The organism is Pseudomonas sp. S60 (assembly GCF_016647865.1).
In the GTDB taxonomy this organism is placed as follows: domain Bacteria; phylum Pseudomonadota; class Gammaproteobacteria; order Pseudomonadales; family Pseudomonadaceae; genus Aquipseudomonas; species Aquipseudomonas parafulva.
On the sequence record NZ_JACVVH010000032.1, the window covers coordinates 32,679 to 51,571 of the forward strand.

An 18,893-nucleotide genomic window follows, 5' to 3' on the forward strand; every position below is an offset into this window, starting at 1 on the left:
TCAGTCCATCCAATAGCTCAAGAGGGTTTTACGGTCGCGATCGGCATTGATCGCTTCGTCGGTATAGAACGAATCATTGCTGAAATGGGTAGAAGACAATTCTTCGATGATCGCCCCTTCCTGGCTGTGGAAGGCATGGCGTACACCCGGCTCCACGGTAACCACGTCACCGGGGCGGCAGACCCGCGTCACGCCATCCAACTCCAGCGTCAGCTCGCCGTGCAGAACGTGGAAGGTTTCTTCCTTGCGCTTGTGGTATTGCTCCGGGTGCCGCTGGCCCGGCAGCAGCATCAGCAGTTTCTTGCAGTAGCCGCGGTTGACCACCGTGAGCATGGCCAGCCCAGTCTCGTCGAAGCGGTCCAGGCCATAGTGGTGGGAGATCTCCAGGTCGACACGCCCTGGCACCACGACGTGGCTGCCACTGAGCTGCGCCCGCACCTGCTGGACGATGGCCCAGACCTTGCCCCGCACATCACGCTGGTTGCTGTTGTCCGGGCTCAGGGCAGCGTGTTCGGGGATGTCCGCCTGGGCGGTGAAGGTGCTGTACTTCGACCAGTCGTTGGCCGTGAACTGGCCGTCTTGCGGTGGAAAGGCGAAATACACATCGTCAGCCTGCACCACCTCACCCGCTGCGATGGGCCGGCGAGCGAACACGCCCCGACGCAGGGACCGCAGGCTGGCGCGTTCACTCTCGTTTACCGGCAGGCGCTGCTCGCCTTCACCACACAGCAACAGGGCATATTGGGCCGCTTCCAGCCAGCGCCGGACCTGCTCGGGGCTCGCGGAATAGGCGTTGATCGGATAGTGCTCGGTCGGCAGCCCGACATGCTTCTCGAAGACCCGGGCGCCCTTGGCCAGCGCTATCTTGACGATGTCGGTGTTGTCCGGGTTCTCGTGGGTGGAGAAACCTACGCGCACACCGGGGTAGCGGCGGCGCAGAAAGTCCACCTGCGACAGGTGCATGTTGGCATCAGGCGTCGGGTATTCGCCCACGCAGTGCAGGATGGCGAAGCTCTTCTGCCGGTGGGTAAGGAAGCTGACCAGCCGGTCTAGCTCCTCCAGGGTGGAACCTGCGGTTGACACAATCAGTGGGTGCCCGGTCTGCACCACGCGCTCCAGCAGCGGCCAGTCGCTCATCGAGCAGCTTGCAACCTTGATTGCATCAAGCTGCTGGGCTTCGATCACATCGACTGACGCTTCATCGAACGGCGTGGACAGGCAGAGAAACCCATGCTCACGAATTTCCGCGACCAGGGCATCGAACTGCTCGCGGGATAACCGCGTCTCGCTGAAGCGCTTGATGTATTTCACATCATCGCGGCCACGCATCGACGGGTGAATGAAGGTGTCCAGGTCGCGGTATTGCAGCTTGAAGGCAAAACGGAACGGGAAATCCTTGCAAACGGCGGCAAATGCCCGAATCAGCGCCACACCATGGGCCACGTCGCCCATGTGATTGTTGGCCATCTCCAGGATGAACAGGGGTTTGTCGAACAAAGTACCGGCGGTGGCGGCAGGGGCTGTGCTCATCAGTGTGTTCCTCGATTGAGCCAGGCTTCGATGTGACTGGCCGCGTGTTCCAGGTGACCATCGCTCAAGCCCGGCCACAGGCCGATCCAGAACGTGTCGTTCATGATCTTGTCGGTGACTGCCAGCTCACCCGCCACCCGGTACCGCAACCCCTGCATGTAGGGCTGGCGGGTGAGGTTGCCGGCGAACAGCAGGCGTGTGCCGACGCCCTGGGCGTCCAGGTAGCGCACCAGCTCCACGCGGCGGCCTTCAGCACCATCGCGCAGGGTGATGGGGTAGCCGAACCACGACGGGTCGCTGCCGGGCGTGGCCTGGGGCAGGATCAACTGGTCGGAACAACCGGCCAGGCGCTCGCTCAGCCAGGCGAAGTTGCGTTTGCGTGCGGCGACGAACCCGTCCACACGGTCCATCTGCGCCAGGGCGCAGGCGGCCTGCATGTCGGTGATCTTCAGGTTGTAGCCCAGGTGCGAGTAGGTGTACTTGTGGTCGTAACCTTGTGGCAGGTCACCCAGCTGCCAGCAGAAGCGCTTGCTGCAGGTGTTGTCCTCCCCCGGCGCGCAATAGCAGTCACGGCCCCAGTCGCGGAACGATTCGATGATGCGCTTGAGCAGCGGCGACTCCGTGAATACCGCCCCACCCTCGCCCATGGTGATGTGATGCGCCGGGTAGAAGCTGAGGGTACCGATATCGCCAAAGGTGCCGACCATGCGCCCTTCGTAGGTGGAGCCCAAGGCATCGCAGCAGTCTTCGATCAGCCACAGGCCGTACTTGTCGCACAAGGCGCGGACCACGCCCAGGTCGAATGGGTTGCCGAGGGTGTGGGCCAGCATGATGGCCTTGGTCTTCGGGCCGATGGCAGCCTCGATCAGTGCCGGGTCGATGTTGTAGGTGCCCATCTGCACATCGACGAACACCGGTACCGCGCCAAACTGCAGGATCGGGTTGACCGTGGTCGGGAAACCGGCCGCAACGCCGATCACTTCATCGCCAGGCTTGATCGCCCGATCACCCAGCCGCGGCGAGGTCAGGGCCGAGAACGCCAGCAGGTTGGCCGAAGAGCCGGAGTTGGTGGTGAGTACGCAGCGCCGCCCGAGGTATTTGGCCAGGCGCTTCTCGAACGCCTCGTTGAAGCGGCCCGTGGTAAGCCACCCGTCCAGTACCGCTTCGGTCATGGCCTGCAGTTCGCCCGCGCCGATGACCTTGCCCGAGGGCGGCACATTGCTCTGGCCCGCGACAAAGGGTTTGGGCGCCATCTGCAGGTCGGCATAGCGGCCGACCAGCTCGGCAATCTGTTGGCGCAACTGCTGCGCCGTGCTGTCACTCATGGGTTTCGCCTTGATGAGCCGCGATCTGCTCGCGGGTAACAATGTTCATGTCACGCCCCGCACACCATGCCAGGTGCCAGGCCAGGGTCTGCTTGAGGGTGTGGTCCAGCGACCAGCGTGGCGCCCAGCCCAGCAACTGCCGCGCTTTGCTGGAATCCAGGGCCAGCAGCCCTGCCTCGTGGGGCTGGGCATCGGCCGCCACCGACCAGCGGGCTTCGCCGGGCCAGTGCCGGGCAAGGCGGCTGACGATGTCACCCACGCTGGCCAGCCCAGCGGTGTCCGGGCCGAAGTTCCAGGCGCCGGCGTGCCGGTCGCCCTCGGTGAGCAGGCTTTGGGCCAGTTGCAGGTAGCCCATCAGCGGGTCGAGCACGTGCTGCCAGGGGCGCGTAGCGCCTGGGTAGCGCAGAACCACTTCTTCTCCGCTCTGCCAGGCGCGGAAGATGTCCGGCAACAGGCGTTCGGCAGACCAGTCACCGCCACCCAGCACGTTGCCCGCCCGCGCCGTGGCCAGGGCCACGCCGGCCGTGCGCAGAAACGAGTCGCGGTAACTGGCGCACAGCAGTTCGACACAGGCCTTGCTGCTGCTGTAGGGGTCGAAGCCGCCCAGGGCGTCCTGTTCACGGTATGGCCAGGGCCACTCGCGGTTGTCGTAGCATTTGTCGGTGGTCACCACCAACACGGCGCGCACTGAAGGTGTAGCGCGCACCGCTTCCAGCAGGTTGAGCGTGCCCATGACGTTGGTGGCGTAGGTATCGACGGGTGTACGGTAGGCCTCGCGTACCAGCGGCTGGGCTGCCAGGTGCAGCACCAGTTCGGGCTGGAACGCCTGCACGGCGCCCGCCAAGGCCGAGCCATCGCGGATGTCGCCAAAGTCACCGGCCACGTGCTGCTGCAATTGCGCCACCTGCCACAGCGAAGGCGTGGTGGCTGCGGGCAAGGCGAAGCCACGCACGTCAGCGCCCAGCTGGCGCAGCCACACTGCCAGCCAACCGCCCTTGAAGCCGGTATGGCCGGTGAGCAGCACCCGGCGGCCCGCCCAGAATGCCGGGGTCAACGCCATAGCTGCCACGCTGCCTCGCCGTTTTTCCAGTGAGCCTCGAGCAGGTTGCGGTCACGCAGGGTATCCATGGGTTGCCAGAACCCCCGGTGCAGGTGGCTCATGAGTTGGCCGTCCTCGGCCAGGCGGCGCATGGGCGCGTCCTCCCAGGTGGTGGCATCACCGTCTATGTAGTCCAATACGGCCGGCTCCAGCACGAAGAAGCCACCGTTGATCCAGCCGCCATCGCCTGCGGGCTTTTCCTGAAAACCGCGTACCTGGTCACCCTGCACGTCCAGCGCGCCATAGCGCCCCGGCGGCTGCACGGCGGTGACGGTGGCCATCTTGCCGTGCTGGCGGTGGAAGTCGATCAGGCGCGGAATATCCACGTCCGAAACGCCGTCACCGTAGGTCAGGCAGAAGGTTTCATCGCCAACGTAGTCGCGCACCCGCTTCAGCCGGCCACCGGTAGCGGTGTATTCGCCGGTGTCGACCAGCGTTACCCGCCAGGGCTCGGCGTGGCGGTTATGGATGTCCATGCGGTTTTCGGCCATGTCGAAGGTGACGTCCGACATGTGCAGGAAGTAGTTGGCAAAGTACTCCTTGATCACGTAGCCCTTGTAACCCAGGCAGATGATGAAGTCGTTGATGCCGTAGTGGGAGTAGATCTTCATGATGTGCCAGATGATTGGCTTGCCGCCTATCTCGATCATCGGCTTGGGTCGCAGGTGGGATTCTTCGCTGATGCGTGTGCCCAGCCCACCGGCCAGAATGACTGCTTTCATTGTACTTTTCGTCCGCATTGGTCGGAGGGGTGACAAAAAACCGACCCCTGGCACTGGATGCTAGGCAATAGCAAAACACATGCCGGGTTGGTGGGTGGGCGGGCGGATTTTGGGGAATTGGAGGGAAGTGGGGAGGAGGGGCTGCTTTGCAGCCCATCGCGAGCTCTGCTCGCTCCTACGAATGCGCGAGCGGAGGCCGCTTGAGCGTTAGTCTTCTGCCTGGTCCTCGCCACCTTGGCGGCTCATGCCGTATTTGCGCATCTTCTCCACCAGGGTGGTACGGCGGATGCGCAGGCGTTCGGCGGCACGGGCAACGATACCGTTGGCATCGTCCAGCGCCTGCTGGATAAGACCTTGCTCCAGGCTGCCCAGGTAGTCCTTGAGGTCGAGCCCCTCTGGCGGGAGCATGGCAGGGTTGCTGAAGTTGGGGGTGTGGCCGTTGATGGCCACGCGCTCTTCCAGGTCACTGCGCAGGCTGTCGACCATCTGCTCGTCTTCGTCGTCGATGTAGCGGAATTTCTTCGGCAGTTCCGACACACCAATGACCCCGTACGGGTGCATGATCGCCATGCGCTCGACCAGGTTGGCCAGTTCGCGCACGTTACCCGGCCAGCCATGGCGGCACAGGGACATGATCGAGGCCGAGTTGAAGCGGATGGAACCCCGTTTCTCGTGCTCCATGCGCGAGATCAACTCGTTCATCAGCAGCGGGATGTCCTCGACGCGCTCGCGCAGGGGGGCCATCTCGATGGGGAAGACGTTCAGCCGGTAGTACAGGTCTTCGCGGAAGGTGCCGTCCTCGATCATGTTTTCGAGGTTCTTGTGCGTGGCGGCGATGATGCGTACATCGATGCTCTGGGTCTTGTTGCTGCCCACGCGCTCAAAAGTGCGTTCCTGCAGCACGCGCAGCAGCTTCACCTGCATAGGCAACGGCATGTCACCGATTTCATCCAGGAACAGCGTACCGCCATTGGCCAGTTCGAAGCGCCCTGCCCGGCTGGTGATGGCCCCGGTGAATGCGCCCTTTTCATGGCCAAACAACTCGCTTTCCAGCAGTTCAGCCGGGATAGCACCACAGTTGACCGGCACGAAGGGCGCCTCACGGCGCTTGGAGTGGTAATGCAGGTTGCGCGCAACCACCTCCTTGCCGGTGCCCGACTCGCCCAGGATGAGCACGCTGGCGTCGGTGTCGGCCACCTGCTGCATCATCTGGCGCACGTGCTGGATGGCGCGGCTGGTACCGACCAGGCTGCGGAACAGGTTGGGCTCGCGCTGACGCCCCCGTTCACGGGCCTGGTCATACATCTCGCGGTATACCTGGGCGCGGTGCAGCGAATCGAGCAACTGGCTGTAGCTGGGCGGCATTTCGAGGTTCGAAAGCACGCGGCGGCGCAGGTCTTCAGGCAACTCGCCAGAAGAAATATCGCCTAAAAGCAAGACCGGAAGGAACTCATCCCAGGTTGCCACTGTCTTAAGCAACCCAAGCAGGGTGCCAGGCGCATCCACAGCGCCGACGAGTACGCACAGTACCTCGCGGCTGGAAGACAGCGGCTCGACCACCTGCTGCCAGTCAGCACTGGTGCAGGGCAGGTTGTCTTCGCCCAGGAAGTTCAGCACCACCGCCAGATCGCGGCGGCGGGTGCTGTCGTCATCGATCAGGAGAATCTTGGTTTCACGCCACATGCAATAGCAACTTCCCTAGTCATATCGGCGCCCGAAGGCATGCTCGACATCATTCCGACTGAATGGTCAGTGTTCGGACGTCTGAAATACGAAAACAGCCACTAGTTAAGTCAAAAAGGGTCGCACAGTCAAATTTATGGCGCCTTTTGTTCAGTTGTTCGCATCTTAACTGAACAAATGATAAACCTTTGAAGCATTCTTCGCTTGGTTGATCTGTGTCATCTCTTCGGCAATTGCCTGGCGCTCGCCGGTTGTCACTTCGATGAGGCTGCGGTAGACCTCCATCACCCCTTCGAGCTTTTCCCGCAGCAAGCCTTGGTCGTACGCGTGCGTTTCGAGCACTTCGTCGATACAGGTACGGCATGCAACGTCCAGCTTCGCAATGGAATCCCAGTCACGCTCGCCCAGGGCGCCAAGCAGGGCATCACATGTATCGTCGAGGCGTTGCAGTGCAGTCATGGTCGTCTCCTTGCCGTCAGCTGGCAGGCTGGATGTCGGCGATGCCGTCCCAACCGCTCTTCACGGTGATCAGCAGCCGGGCCACTTCATCGATGATGCCGGCATCGTTGTCGATGTTGGCCTGCATCAGGCGGTTGGTCATGTACACGTAGAGGGCATCGAGGTTTTCGACGTATTGCGGGTTCTCGCTCTTCTCAGGCGAGAGGCCGTCGCGCAAGCCGATGATGATGTCGATCGCCTTGCCCAGCATCAGCCCCTTCTCGGCCACGTCACCCCGCGCCATTGCCCCTTTGGCCTGCGCCATGCGATCAAGGCCACCTTCCATCAGCATCTGCACCAGGCGGTGCGGCGTGGCTTCGGAAATCTGGGCATGGGAATTGACCTTCTGGTACTGACGAAGGGCTCTCATGGGATTCATCTTGCGACCTCGTGGCGGGCATGCTTCTGGAAGGTTGATACTTTATGTATCGGGCAAAACACGGAAAACTTTACGGGTTATTGCCCGAAACCAGCGATAAAACCGGTTTCGGGCAACGGCTTACGGTCAGTCGTCGCTGCTGGACTTGTTCAGCGCATTCAACGTGCTGAGCACCGAGCTTTGCTGCTGGCGCAGCTGGGTAACCAATGTGTCCATGTTGTTGTACTTGTCCTGCAGGCTCTTCTGCAGGGCCTCCATCCGTGCATCCAGGGTGTCCTGCTCGGTCTTGAGCTTGGTCAGGCTTTCGCTAAGGGTTTTCGAACGCTCGGCCAGGGTACCGGTGGACGCCTTGGCAAACGGCTCGGTAACTTTTTGCAGGCGGGCCAGCAGCCCGTCCTTGCCATTGAAGATGCTGGTCAGGTCTGCCGCATTGGTGCTGGCGACCTTGTCCCACTTCTTGTCATCCAGGCTCAGCGTGCCGCCATCCTGCGAAGAGGTAACCCCGAAGGCTGCCAACGACTTGAGGGTGCCGTTGCCGGACACCGCATTGAGTTCTTCACGGATGGACGTCATCAGAGTGCGCATCGATGCATCGCCGGTCAGCGCAGCCGCTGTCATGCTGCCATCTGCATTCTTGGTGACCTTGGTTTCGGCGTTCACCACTTTCAGCAGCGCGTTATAGCTATCGATGAAGCCTTTGAGGCCCGACTTGAGGGTAGCGCTGCTGGTGCTGAGTGAGAGCGTGGTAATCGTATCTTCGCCCGTTGAGCTTTTTGGAGATACACCTACCAACTTGATGTTCAGGCCACTCACTGCATCGGTAATATCATTGGTCTTCGATTTCATGGCAACGCCATCGAGCATGTACTCGGCGTCCGCGGGCTCGTCTACGACCTTGTAACCCGTGTCGATTCCAGAATTCCCAGACAGGGTAATGTCCGACCCCTCGCCCATCTTGGTCGATGTAATGACCAGCCGCGAGCCTGTGGCATCCGTGAGCACGTTGGCACTCAGGCCTGCAGGGCCAAACTGACTGTTGATGCTGTCGCGCACCTGCTGCAACGTTGCACCAGCCGGAACGCTCAGGTCGTAAGCCTTGCCATTCTGGGTCATGGTCAGGGTGGTTGCGGTAGTGCCTTTGTTGACCACCGACCCTGCCCCGTCCGCGTACACCTGGGTGGACACCTTGGACGCCTTGGCCAGCTTGCTGACCAGCAACGAGAACGAACCATTGGCAGCGCCGGCGCCCATGGTGACGGTAGCCACCTTTTCGTTGGACGACTGCAGGCTCAAGCCGCCAAAACTATTGGTATCGGTCATGTTGGTCAGCGCACCACGGAAGGCATCGAGCGCTGACTGAATCTTGCCAATCGAGGACAACGTGGTGGTTGCCTTCAGCGTTTGGGTATTGATTTGCGTCTGCTTGGGCGCCTTCTGGGCGGCCACGAGCGAATCGACGATGGCCTGGGTGTCGATACCCGAGCCGATACCACTGACGGTTGTACCTGCCATCATTGCTCTCCTTGAACGGTAGCTGCCAGATCCTTGGCGAAAAAATCCTTGAAAGACCTAACAACAACAAAAATCATGCCAGCCTAAGCGCGCCCCTCGAACAGCAGGCTGCCGGCTTCGCTGAGGCTTTGCGCGAGCTTTAACGCCGTTTCAGACGGTAGCTGGCGGATGACCTCGCCCGAGTCGGTGGCGATCACCTTGACCACGACCTGCCCGGTGGAATCATCAATGGAAAAGTCCAGCTGACGCTGGCTCGACTGGACGAAATCACGGATATCGCCAACCGCTTTTTCCAGGTCCTCGCGCGTGTGCGGCTTGGGTTCTGGCGGCGCGGCTTCCTGCACCTTGGCAGGCACCGCCGGGTCCCGCTCCGCCGCAGAGGGCTGGGGTAACACAGGGGGGTACACCTGACTCAGCTTGAGACTGATGTCCATGTTCCGAACTCCTCATGTCAAAAAGGGTGAAAGGGCACGTAAACGCGCCCTTTCACCCTTTACTCAGGCGCCTGAATTACTGGAGCAGTTTCAGGACCGAGGAAGGCAGCTGGTTGGCCTGGGACAGGATCGCGGTGGATGCCTGTTGCAGGGTTTGCTGCTTGGTCAGCTCGGCAGTTTCCGAGGCGAAGTCCACATCCTGCACGGTGGAGCGGGCAGCGGTGGAGTTCTTCTGGATGTTCTGCAGGTTGTCCACGGTGGTTTGCAGACGGTTCTGGGTTGCACCCAGGCCCGAACGTACGCTGTCGATCGAACCGATGGCCTTGTCGATAACGGCCAGGGCGTTCTGGGCGTTGACGGCAGCGGTCACGTCGGTGTCGGCGATGGTGGTCTTTTTCGACGACACCGAAGCTGCACCGAACAGGTCAGTTGCGCCAGTACCGGTTGCGCCGTTGGCAACGGAGTAGCCTTTGGCCGAGTCCAGCGAGATCTGGCCAGTCACTACGGCCTTGTCGTTCGCAGTCGCAGACAATGCAGTCAGTGTTGCAGCGTATTCGCCACTGCCATTCTTGGCACCGACCGAGATCGCCTCTGCACCTGCTTTCGAGGTGAAGCTGAGGTTCTCACCGGTGTCGGACTTGACCTCCAGGCTTTTGGTAGATTCGTCGTAGTTAACGCTGATGCCGAGTTTGGCAGCGTTAGACTTCAACTGGTCAGCCAGGCTGGCAGTGTCGGTCACGCCGATGAAGCTGACGGTGCTGCTGCCGACTTTCAGGTCGAAGTTGGCAGGAGTGGTGGCAGCGCCGCTGGCAACGGTCAGCTTGACTTCGGTGCTGGCAGCGGCAGTCAGGCCACCGATAGCGCCATTGAGCTTGGCCGCGATGTCCTTGGCCGAAGCGCCGGCATCGTAGCTGACAGTTTTGGTCTGGCCGTTGCCGGTCACCACCAGGTCGGCTGCAGTCACGCCGCTTGCAGTCGGGGTGATGGTGCCGGATTTAACCTGCTGCGAACCAATGCTCTTGGCCGAGACGTTGTCCAGGGAAACGTTGATGGTTTCGTTGGCGTTGGCACCAACCTGGATGGCCTTGGTACCGTACGAGCCGTCCAGCAGCTTCTGGCCACCGAAGGTGGTGGTGTCGGAGATACGGTTCAGTTCGGCAGTCAGGGCCTGGTATTCGTCGTTGTTCGACTTGCGGTCGTCGGCGCTCAGGGAGCCAGTGGCCGACGACAGTGCCAGGGTACGCATTTTTTGCAGGATGTCGGTCGAAGCCTGCATTGCACCTTCAGCGGTCTGCGCGATCGAGATACCGTCGTTGGCGTTCTTTACAGCCTGGCCCAGGCCGTTGATCTGGCTGGTCAGGCGGTTGGCGATCTGCAGGCCAGCAGCGTCGTCTTTAGCGCTGTTGATACGCAGACCCGAGGACAGACGCTGCATCGCGGTGGCCTGAGCGTTGCTGGCCTTGTTCAGGTTTACTTGGGTAGTAACCGAAGCAATGTTGGTGTTTACAGTTAAAGCCATGACGAAATCCTCGTTGTATGGGTACTGCGGCTTCCGGCCTTGGCAACCGCCGGATTGGCCTAGAGAACCTTCGTAATAGTTATCGTCGGATGGCCTGGTTGCTTGAGGGGTTTTTCAAAAAAAAAATGCTGGCACGCGGCCAGCCTTTGAAATCAATGGGTTGAGGGCGGTTTGTTGGCGCCAGAAATAATGCATACCGGGCATGTAGGAGCGAGCAAAGCTCGCGATGGGGTGCAAAGCATCCCCATCAGATTGCGCATGACTGCCGAGATAGCGGGGGGCTGCTATGCAGCCCATCGCGAGCTGCGCTCGCTCCTACGGGGCACACTAGGCCACGCCGGAGAGGCCTTAACTGCGATAAAGAATCGCCGAGCCCCACGACAGCCCTACACCAAAGCCGCTGATGGCCACGCGCTTCCAGTTGCCATCGAGCATGTGCTTCTGCAGCAACAGCGGCACGCTGGAGGACACTGTGTTGCCGGTTTCCAGCATGTCCTTCACGAATTTCTCGGGGTGATGCTCTTCGAAGCGCCGCGCCACGGCATCGACGATCGCCGCGCTGCCCTGGTGAATGCAGAAGGCATCGATATCCGCAGACTGCAGCCCGCTGGCGTCGAGCAGCTCGTGCAGGTGCGCCGGCACCTTGACCAACGCGAAGTTGAACACCTGGCGGCCATTCATGAAGAACTTGCCATCGCTCACCTTCAGGTGCTCGGCGCCCGAGCCGTCGGTGCCGAAGCGGGCTTGGCCCAGGTTCCACACCGCATCTTCAGCCATCCACGTCGCGGTGGCGGCGTCACCGAACAGCATGGTGGTATTACGGTCCTCGGGGTCGACGATCTTGGAGTACGGGTCTGCGGTAATCAGCAGGCCGTTCTTCAGGCCCGCCGCCTCCATGAAACCCTTGATCGCGTACAAGCCGTACACGTAACCGGAACAGCCCAGCGAAACATCGAAGGCCGCCACGCGGGTGGACAGGCCAAGCTTGCTTTGAACGATGGCGGCCGTGTGCGGCAGGCCTTCTTCATCGCCGTTCTGGGTGACCACGATCAACGCGTCGATCGACTGCGGATCAAGATCGGGGTTGCTGGCGAACAGGGCCCGTGCGGCCTCTACGCACAGGTCGGAGGTCTCCTGCTCCGGGGCCTTGCGTGGCAGGAAGGACGCGCCGATCTTGCCGAACATGAACTCTTCGTCCTTGCCGAACTTCGCACCCTGGACGTAGTTGTCCAGGCCAGCGGTGGGCACGTAACTCGCGATGCTTTTGATGCCAATCATTCTGGCTTCCCAATGAAAACAGCCAAAGACCACCACTCGATAAATTGAGGGCGCCAAATACCGGGGCGTCACCGCTGGGGAAGGAAAGCAGCGCTTTCCTGCGCACCGGTAACAAAATGCTGCTGCATAGAATACAGGGAAGATGACCGTTTTGACTCATTGGTCACATTGAAATGCAATGAAAGCCGGGTAATGCGGCGCAGCACAGAGGTGCGCCGCCCCGCCCCCGTAGGAGCGAGCGCAGCTCGCGATGGGCTGCGCAGCAGCCCCGCATTGCATGAGTGATCAGAGCTTGTTGAACAAACTCAACTGGGAAATGCGCGAGAAGGCCAGCTGGGAGGCCTCCAGCATGGCCTGCTGCAGGGTCAGGGTGATCGCAGCCTGAGACATGTCGGTATTGCCGATCGCATCCTGGGTGGTCTTGTTGGCCAGGCCCAGGCTGGTGTTTTCCTGCCGCTGAATTTCCAGCGAACTGCCCCGCGCACCGATCGAACCCCGGGTGATGTCCACCTGCTCGCGCGCACTGGCCAGGTTGGCAATGGCCGAGGCCACCGCATCCTTCAGGCCGTTGGCCGCCCCTGCGCCAGTCACGGGAGTGTCCAGCGCCGCACGCAGCTGGCTGATGGTTTCCAGCACGTTCTGGTTCTGGTGGGTGTTGGCCGTGACCGCGAACTGGTCGCCGGCCTGCGGCGCGCCGTTCACGTCATAGGTCACCCCCGCCACCGTCAACTGCGGCGCAGTGAAGGTACCGGTGGCCACCGGTTTGCTGTCAGCTTTCATGGGCTGCGCATAGAACTCGTACGTGTCTGGCCCGGTGAACTTGATCACCGCCCCGTTGCTGGGGAACGTGCTGCGGTAGGCGGTTGGGTCGGTGACAGCACTGCTGGTGACTTGCGCGGTGGAAGAGTTGCCAGCGCCACGGGTCGTGGTGAAGGAGTCCGGGCGCGCTGCCAATGAGAACTCGCGCCCGGCCACGGCCGCGTCGGCGTCCTTGCCCTCCTCCAGCGTGACGGTGATTTCGAACTCGACACCGCGCAGGGCAATACGGTTGGCCCCCTCGGTCTTGCTGTCGAAATGACCGTTGGTGGGGGTTTCGGCCGTAATGTCGTTGCCATTGGCATCGGTGATCGAATACTGGGTAGCGCTGGTGAACGTGAGCTTGTACGGCTGGCCGGCAGTAAAGCTGTCGTTGTAGCTGTTGCTCGACTTCAACAGACCCGGCGAAACGCCGACCACGCCATCATCGGTGGCCGGCACCAGCAAGGTCGACTGGGTACGGCTCTTGTTCTTCGCTGCATCGAACACGCTGGCACCGCTGTCGTTGGTGGCCAGGTTCAGGGTGTCGGAAACCTGCAGGCTCAACTGGGTCTGGTCACCGTGGTAGCTGTAGGTGCCATCGGAGTTGCGCACGTAGGGCGGTGTAGTGCTCTTGGAGCCGGCGAACATGTAGTCGCCATTGGCATCGCGCGAGTTGAGCAAGCCAAAGATATTGGCCTCGATTTCCTTCAGCTCGGTGCTGATCGATACCCGGTCAGCGTCTGTCACACCCGCGCCGCCGGCACGGATGGCCAACTCGCTGGCCCGCTGCATCGCGTCATTGATGGTGGAAAGCACGCTCTCTTCCTGCAGCAGCGCATTGCTTACCGTGTTCATGTTGCCGCTGTACTGGTCCAGCAGCGACTGCTGCTGCTGCAGCAGCAGCAACCGCGCCGCGCCCACCGGGTCATCGCCGGCGGTCTGGATACGCACGCCCGACGTTACCTGGGCGCTGGTCTTGTTCATGTCCGAGAAGTTCTTGGAGTAGCTGCTGGCGCTGGCTTCATAGAACTGAGCAGTGGAAATACGCACGGTCGCTACTCCTTACAAGGCGTTGATCAGGGTGCTGAAGGTTTCTTGCGCCGCCTTGATGATCTGCGACGACGCGGTGTAGTAGTGCTGGAACTTGACCAGGCTGGCCGCCTCGTCGTCCAGGTTCACCCCAGACACCGCACTGCGGCTTTCGCTGGCCGACTTGAGCACCGCCTGGGTGGCGGTGGTATCGATGGTGGCCTGGCTGGCTTTGGCCCCTACCCGCTCGACCAACGACGCATAGGCCGAGGTGAAACTGGTGCCGCCGCCAGACCCGGTATTGACCGTAGACTTGGTCTGCAAGCCCAGCAGAGCCGTGGCGTTGCGGTTGTCTGCCTTGCCATCGGCGTTGAACGACAGGGTAAAGCTGTCGTTGGCTGCCGGGCTGCCACCAACGGTGGTTTCCAGCGCGAAGGTGCGCGGGTTGCCGCTGCCATCGACAATCGGGTTGCCAGCCCCGTCGCGCATGGGCACCGATATGGAGAGCTTGTTGTCCTGCCCCGGCACCACGGTGCCGGTACCGATTTGCGTGCCCTTGGCATCGAACACCTTGTAACCCTGGGAGCCGCCGTTGGCGGTGTCCATCACCACCCGTACCGGCATGGAGTCGCGAATCGCCTGCTGCACAAGGGCATTGTCGGCGCCGCCATAAATATTCAGGGGCTGGCCCAGCGTAGGCTGGGTGATGGTGCCGGTACCGCTGTTGCCACTGCCGGTGGTGGCACTGACCGGGCCGGCGAAGGCCAGCTTGTTGGCATCGGTGAGCACCGTATTGATGGCACCTGCCGCCGACCGGGTGGGGATGACCTTGAAGCTGTCGCCCGCCGCCAGCGCCCCGCCCTTGAGCGAGAGGCTAAAGCCGTCGATCACCGGCGCGGGGTCGGCGTTGAGGTCGAACGAGCCCATGCTGGTGCCGTCGGAACGGCGCACGCTGTACTGGTTGGCGCTGGTGAACTTGACCTCGTAGTCATAGGTGCTAACCGCGCCGCTGTTGGCGATGGTCACGTCGAGGTTGCCGGAGCCTGCGCTGTTGTTGGACGACGCCAGGCTACGCTGGGCGATGGCAGAGGCGCTGTTGATGCTGGTGAACAGCGAGCTGCCAAACTGACCGTTGGCATCCAGGCCCTGGCCCAGCTGGCTGTTGATGCTGTCAGCCACCACCAGGGCGACGCGGCCCAGTTCGTTCATGGACGGGGTCAGCACATCCTGGCGGTAGCGCAGCAGGCCGCCAATGGTGCCGCCGGTGGCGACCGAGGTCACGTCCGAGCTGAACGACTCATAGTTGATGCGCAGGGTGGCCTGGCTCTTGTCCGCCACCCCCGGCTGTACCGACAGGGGGTTGGCCTTGCCGCCGGTGACCAGCGACTGGCCGCTGCCCAGAATGACATCGTAGTTGCCTTCGCGCTCCTGCACGGTCACGCCCACCAGCTCGTTCAGCTGGCGTACCGCTTCGCTGCGGGCATCGAGCAGGTTGTTGGGAGTACTGCCGGTGGCCGTGGCCGCGACGATCTGCTTGTTGTACTCAGCAATGCTGGTGGTGAGCTTGTTGACCTGCCCGGCCAGCGTGTCGAGCTGCGAGTTGATCACTTCGTTCTGCTGGGTCAGCTGGGTGCTGACGGCGTTGAAGCGGTTGCTCAGGGTTTGCGCCTGGGTCAGCAGCAATTGCCGCGAAGCGACGTCACCTGGCTTGGCGGATGCTGTCTGCAAGGCCGAGAAAAACGCAGTGAGCACCGAGCTGATGCCGGTATCGCGGTCGGCCAGCAGTTTGTCGACGCTGGTGATCTGGTCCTGGAAGGCAGCCGAATCGGCCTGCAGCGACGTGGCGGTCTGCAGCTGGTTGTCCAGGTAGGCGCTGTACACCCGGCGCACGTCGGCCAGTGTGGTGCCACTGCCCAGAAACCCCGCACCGATGTACTGCGACGGGCCCGCCTGCTGCATTGCCTGCTGGCGTGAATAGCCGCTGGTCGCAGCGTTGGCGATGTTGTTACTGGTTACCGACAAGGCCGCCTGGCTGGCACTCAGGCCACTCAGGCCGATGGAAATCAGGCTCGACATGATTTAGTCCTTTTAAAGATTCGTGGGTCTGCCAGCCATGGCGTATTGCGGTGTGTTCTGCATCTGCTGGGCAATGCTGATGATCTTCTTCGCATAGCCCGGGTCGGTCGCATAACCTGCTTTTTGCAGCTCGCGTGCAAACTGTTCGGGGTTATCGGCCGAGTTGAGTGCATCTTGATAGCGTGAATTGCTCTGCAACAAGGTGACCAGGTCGTGGAAGCTGTCCTGGTAAGAGTCGTAGCTGCGGAAGGCGGCCGTTTCCTTGACGAACTGCCCGTCGCGGAACTCGCTGGTGATCGCCCTCGCCTGCTCACCCTGCCAGTTGCCGGTGGCCTTGATGCCGAACAGGTTGTGACTGCTGCTGCCGTCGCTATTGCGCATCACCGATTTGCCCCAACCGGTTTCCAGTGCTGCCTGGGCCACCAGGTAGCGCGGGTCGATACCGATGCGCTTGGCCGCCTGTTCGGCCATGGGCAGCATAGTGGCGACGAACGTGTCGCTGTCGCTGAACGCCTTGTTGGGGGCCAGCGGCGGCTGGGCAACCGCACGGCCGACGATGCGCAAGCCGTTATCCGGCACCGCAAAGGCCCTGGCCGGCTGCTGGCCATCACGGGCAGGCACGGCGGCGGTGTTGACAGTAGCGGCGTCGCTTGCGGTAGCAGACGGCACGATGCCTGCCAGCAGGCGGTCGGTGAGCCTGCTCGGCAACGCCAGGCGCCGCGCATTCAGCGCGGCCACATCGTTGCGGGTGCCAACGGCATCATTGCCGTGCACCGGCGCTGCCACCTTGTTGCCCCACAACGCCGGGCCGCCGCTTTCGCCACGCGGGAACGGGCTGGTGTTGGCAGAGGCGCCACGGCTCTTGGTCAACTGGCGCACCAGCACATCCTGCAGGCCGATGCCACCGCCCTCGCGGGACATGCTCACGGCCAGCTGCTGGTCGTACATGTCGCGGTACTGTTTCACCGTCTCGGTGTTCATCGGGTTGTCGTCGGCCAGCACGTCGCTAGCCTTGCGCGAAGCCTTGAGCATTTCGCTGATGAACAGCGATTCGAATTCCTGGGCCACCTTGCGCACGTTGGCGGCGCTGTCGCGGTCACCGTGCTTGAGGGCGTTGAGGCGGTTGAGGTCGGTGAAGGCACCACTGTCGCCACTGCCAGACACCAGGCTCTTGCTGTTCATCACTGGCGTCCTCAGATCACGATCAAGTCGGCTTGCAACGCGCCGGCCTGTTTCAGGGCTTCAAGGATGGCCATCAGGTCACCGGGCGCTGCGCCCACCTGGTTCACCGCCCGGACAATTTCATCCAGCGTGGTACCCGGGCCGAACTTGAACATCGGCTTGGCTTCCTGCTCGGCATTCACCCGGGAGCGCGGCACCACGGCGGTCTGGCCGTTGGACAGCGGCCCTGGCTGGCTGACGATAGGGTCTTCGGTGATGGTGACGGTCAGGCTGCCGTGGGTGACCGCCGCAGGCGACACCTTGACGTTCTGGCCGATGACGATGGTACCGGTACGCGAATTGATGATGACCTTGGCCACGGCCTGGCCGGGGTCGATTTCGAGGTTTTCCAGAATCGACAGGTAGTCCACCCGCTGGCTAGGGTCCATGGGCGCGCTGACCCGCACCGAACCACCGTCCAGCGCCTGGGCCACACCTGGGCCGAGCAGTTCGTTGACCTTGTCGACGATGTGCTTGGCGGTGGTGAAGTCGGGGCGGTTCAGGTTCAGGGTGAGGGTATTGCCCTGGTTGAACCCGCTCGGCACCGCACGCTCGACACTGGCCCCGCCTGGAATACGGCCAGCAGACGGTACGTTGACGGTGATCTTGGACCCGTCACGGCCCTCGGCGTCGAAACCGCCCACCACCAGGTTGCCCTGAGCGATGGCGTAGACGTTGCCGTCGATACCCTTGAGCGGCGTCATCAGCAGGCTGCCGCCGCGCAGGCTCTTGGAGTTACCGATCGACGACACCGTGATGTCCACCACCTGGCCCGGTTTGGCAAACGCCGGCAGGTCAGCGTGCACCGACACCGCCGCCACGTTCTTCAACTGCACGTTGCCAGAACCGGCCGGCACCTTGATGCCGAACTGCGACAGCATGTTGTTGAAGGTTTGCAGGGTGAACGGCGTCTGGGTGGTCTGGTCACCCGTGCCGTTGAGCCCCACCACCAGGCCGTAACCGATCAGCTGGTTGGAGCGCACGCCGGAAATACTGGCGATGTCCTTCAAGCGCTCGGCCTGCGCGGCAAAGGCGCAGGACAGGAGCAAGGTTGCGGCAATCAGCTGCCTCAGGTTGAGCATGGTCTGTGTACTCAGAAGGGCCAAAGCGGGCTCATGAAGAAGCGGTCCAGCCAGCCGGGCTGGCTGGCGTCGGCAAACGAGCCGGTACCGGAATAGGTGATGCGCGCATCGGCTACCCGGGTGGACGGTACGGTGTTGTCGGTGGCGATGTCATCCGCCCGGATCAGGCCCGCAATGCGCACCAGTTCTTCACCGGTATTGAGCGTCAGCCACTTCTCGCCGCGCACGGCGATGATGCCGTTGGGCAGCACCTCGGCCACGGTGACGGTCACCGAACCGGTCAGGGTGTTGCCCTGGGTGGCCTTGCTGTCGCCCTTGGTGGTGCGGTCGCCGCTGTAGCCGGCGTCCAGCGACAGGTCGCCACCGCCGAACGGGTTGTTGGTATTGGGCTTGCCGCCGAACAGCGACGTAAGGCCCAGGTTGGCCTTGCTGTTCTTCTGGATCTGCGAGCCGGCGTTCTTGCTGGCCGAGGTGCGTTCATTCAGCGTAATGGTGATGATGTCACCCACGCGGAAGGCCTTGCGGTCGCCATACAGGTTCTGCTCGAAGCCCGCCTGGTAGATCGAGCCGTTGTTGGCCGCTGCCGGCAATGGGGTGCGCGGCAGTACCGGCGCATAGTACGGGTCGTTGGGCTTGGCCACCGGGGCGACACAACCTGCCAGCAACACCGCCCCGCCCAGGGCGAAAACGGACAACAGACGATTCATG

General features: G+C 62.2%; 16 protein-coding genes. All 16 read right to left on the bottom strand.

The annotated features are described in order from the left end of the window. Positions 1-1,530: an N-acetylneuraminate synthase family protein gene (locus IAE33_RS16705; protein ID WP_201164326.1), complete on the bottom strand. Its 1,530-nt coding sequence runs from the start codon at positions 1,528-1,530 to the stop codon at positions 1-3. Then, positions 1,530-2,855, bottom strand: coding sequence for a lipopolysaccharide biosynthesis protein RfbH (rfbH, locus tag IAE33_RS16710; RefSeq protein WP_201164327.1), 1,326 nt, complete (start codon positions 2,853-2,855; stop codon positions 1,530-1,532). Before rfbH ends, IAE33_RS16705 begins: the two co-directional genes overlap by 1 nt. Then, positions 2,848-3,915, bottom strand: a complete 1,068-nt coding sequence (gene rfbG / locus IAE33_RS16715) for a CDP-glucose 4,6-dehydratase (RefSeq protein WP_201164328.1) — start codon at positions 3,913-3,915, stop codon at positions 2,848-2,850. The genes rfbH and rfbG overlap by 8 nt, the downstream gene beginning before the upstream one ends. Then, positions 3,906-4,676, bottom strand: coding sequence for a glucose-1-phosphate cytidylyltransferase (gene rfbF, locus IAE33_RS16720; RefSeq protein ID WP_060481428.1), 771 nt, complete (start codon positions 4,674-4,676; stop codon positions 3,906-3,908). Before rfbF ends, rfbG begins: the two co-directional genes overlap by 10 nt. A gap of 207 nt (positions 4,677-4,883) precedes the next feature. Next, a complete protein-coding gene (gene fleQ, locus IAE33_RS16725) occupies positions 4,884-6,359 on the bottom strand; it encodes a transcriptional regulator FleQ (RefSeq protein WP_060481427.1) in 1,476 nt (491 codons plus the stop codon). 165 nt (positions 6,360-6,524) lie between these two features. Continuing rightward, entirely contained in the window at positions 6,525-6,818 is a 294-nt protein-coding gene (gene fliT, locus IAE33_RS16730) for a flagellar protein FliT (RefSeq protein WP_028633477.1), read from the bottom strand. A gap of 16 nt (positions 6,819-6,834) precedes the next feature. After that, a complete protein-coding gene (gene fliS, locus IAE33_RS16735) occupies positions 6,835-7,236 on the bottom strand; it encodes a flagellar export chaperone FliS (protein ID WP_028633478.1) in 402 nt (133 codons plus the stop codon). Between the two features lie 126 nt (positions 7,237-7,362). Beyond that, positions 7,363-8,748 (bottom strand): flagellar filament capping protein FliD, encoded by a 1,386-nt coding sequence (fliD, locus tag IAE33_RS16740; protein WP_201164329.1) that lies wholly within the window; start codon positions 8,746-8,748, stop codon positions 7,363-7,365. Positions 8,749-8,831: 83 nt separating this feature from the next. After that, on the bottom strand, positions 8,832-9,182 hold the full coding sequence (locus tag IAE33_RS16745) for a flagellar protein FlaG (protein ID WP_060481425.1): 351 nt from the start codon (positions 9,180-9,182) through the stop codon (positions 8,832-8,834). A gap of 76 nt (positions 9,183-9,258) precedes the next feature. Beyond that, positions 9,259-10,701, bottom strand: a complete 1,443-nt coding sequence (locus tag IAE33_RS16750) for a flagellin N-terminal helical domain-containing protein (protein ID WP_201164330.1) — start codon at positions 10,699-10,701, stop codon at positions 9,259-9,261. 348 nt (positions 10,702-11,049) lie between these two features. Then, complete coding sequence (locus IAE33_RS16755) at positions 11,050-11,979, bottom strand: ketoacyl-ACP synthase III (protein ID WP_060481423.1); 930 nt, start codon at positions 11,977-11,979, stop codon at positions 11,050-11,052. 285 nt (positions 11,980-12,264) lie between these two features. Continuing rightward, positions 12,265-13,827 (bottom strand): flagellar hook-associated protein 3, encoded by a 1,563-nt coding sequence (locus IAE33_RS16760; protein WP_201164331.1) that lies wholly within the window; start codon positions 13,825-13,827, stop codon positions 12,265-12,267. A gap of 12 nt (positions 13,828-13,839) precedes the next feature. Further along, positions 13,840-15,882: a flagellar hook-associated protein FlgK gene (gene flgK / locus IAE33_RS16765; protein WP_201164332.1), complete on the bottom strand. Its 2,043-nt coding sequence runs from the start codon at positions 15,880-15,882 to the stop codon at positions 13,840-13,842. 12 nt (positions 15,883-15,894) lie between these two features. Then, positions 15,895-17,064, bottom strand: coding sequence for a flagellar assembly peptidoglycan hydrolase FlgJ (gene flgJ / locus IAE33_RS16770; RefSeq protein ID WP_060481421.1), 1,170 nt, complete (start codon positions 17,062-17,064; stop codon positions 15,895-15,897). An 11-nt stretch (positions 17,065-17,075) separates the two neighbouring features. Beyond that, positions 17,076-18,185: a flagellar basal body P-ring protein FlgI gene (locus IAE33_RS16775; protein ID WP_028633486.1), complete on the bottom strand. Its 1,110-nt coding sequence runs from the start codon at positions 18,183-18,185 to the stop codon at positions 17,076-17,078. Between the two features lie 11 nt (positions 18,186-18,196). Next, on the bottom strand, positions 18,197-18,892 hold the full coding sequence (flgH, locus tag IAE33_RS16780; RefSeq protein WP_028633487.1) for a flagellar basal body L-ring protein FlgH: 696 nt from the start codon (positions 18,890-18,892) through the stop codon (positions 18,197-18,199). Position 18,893: the final 1 nt, after the last annotated feature.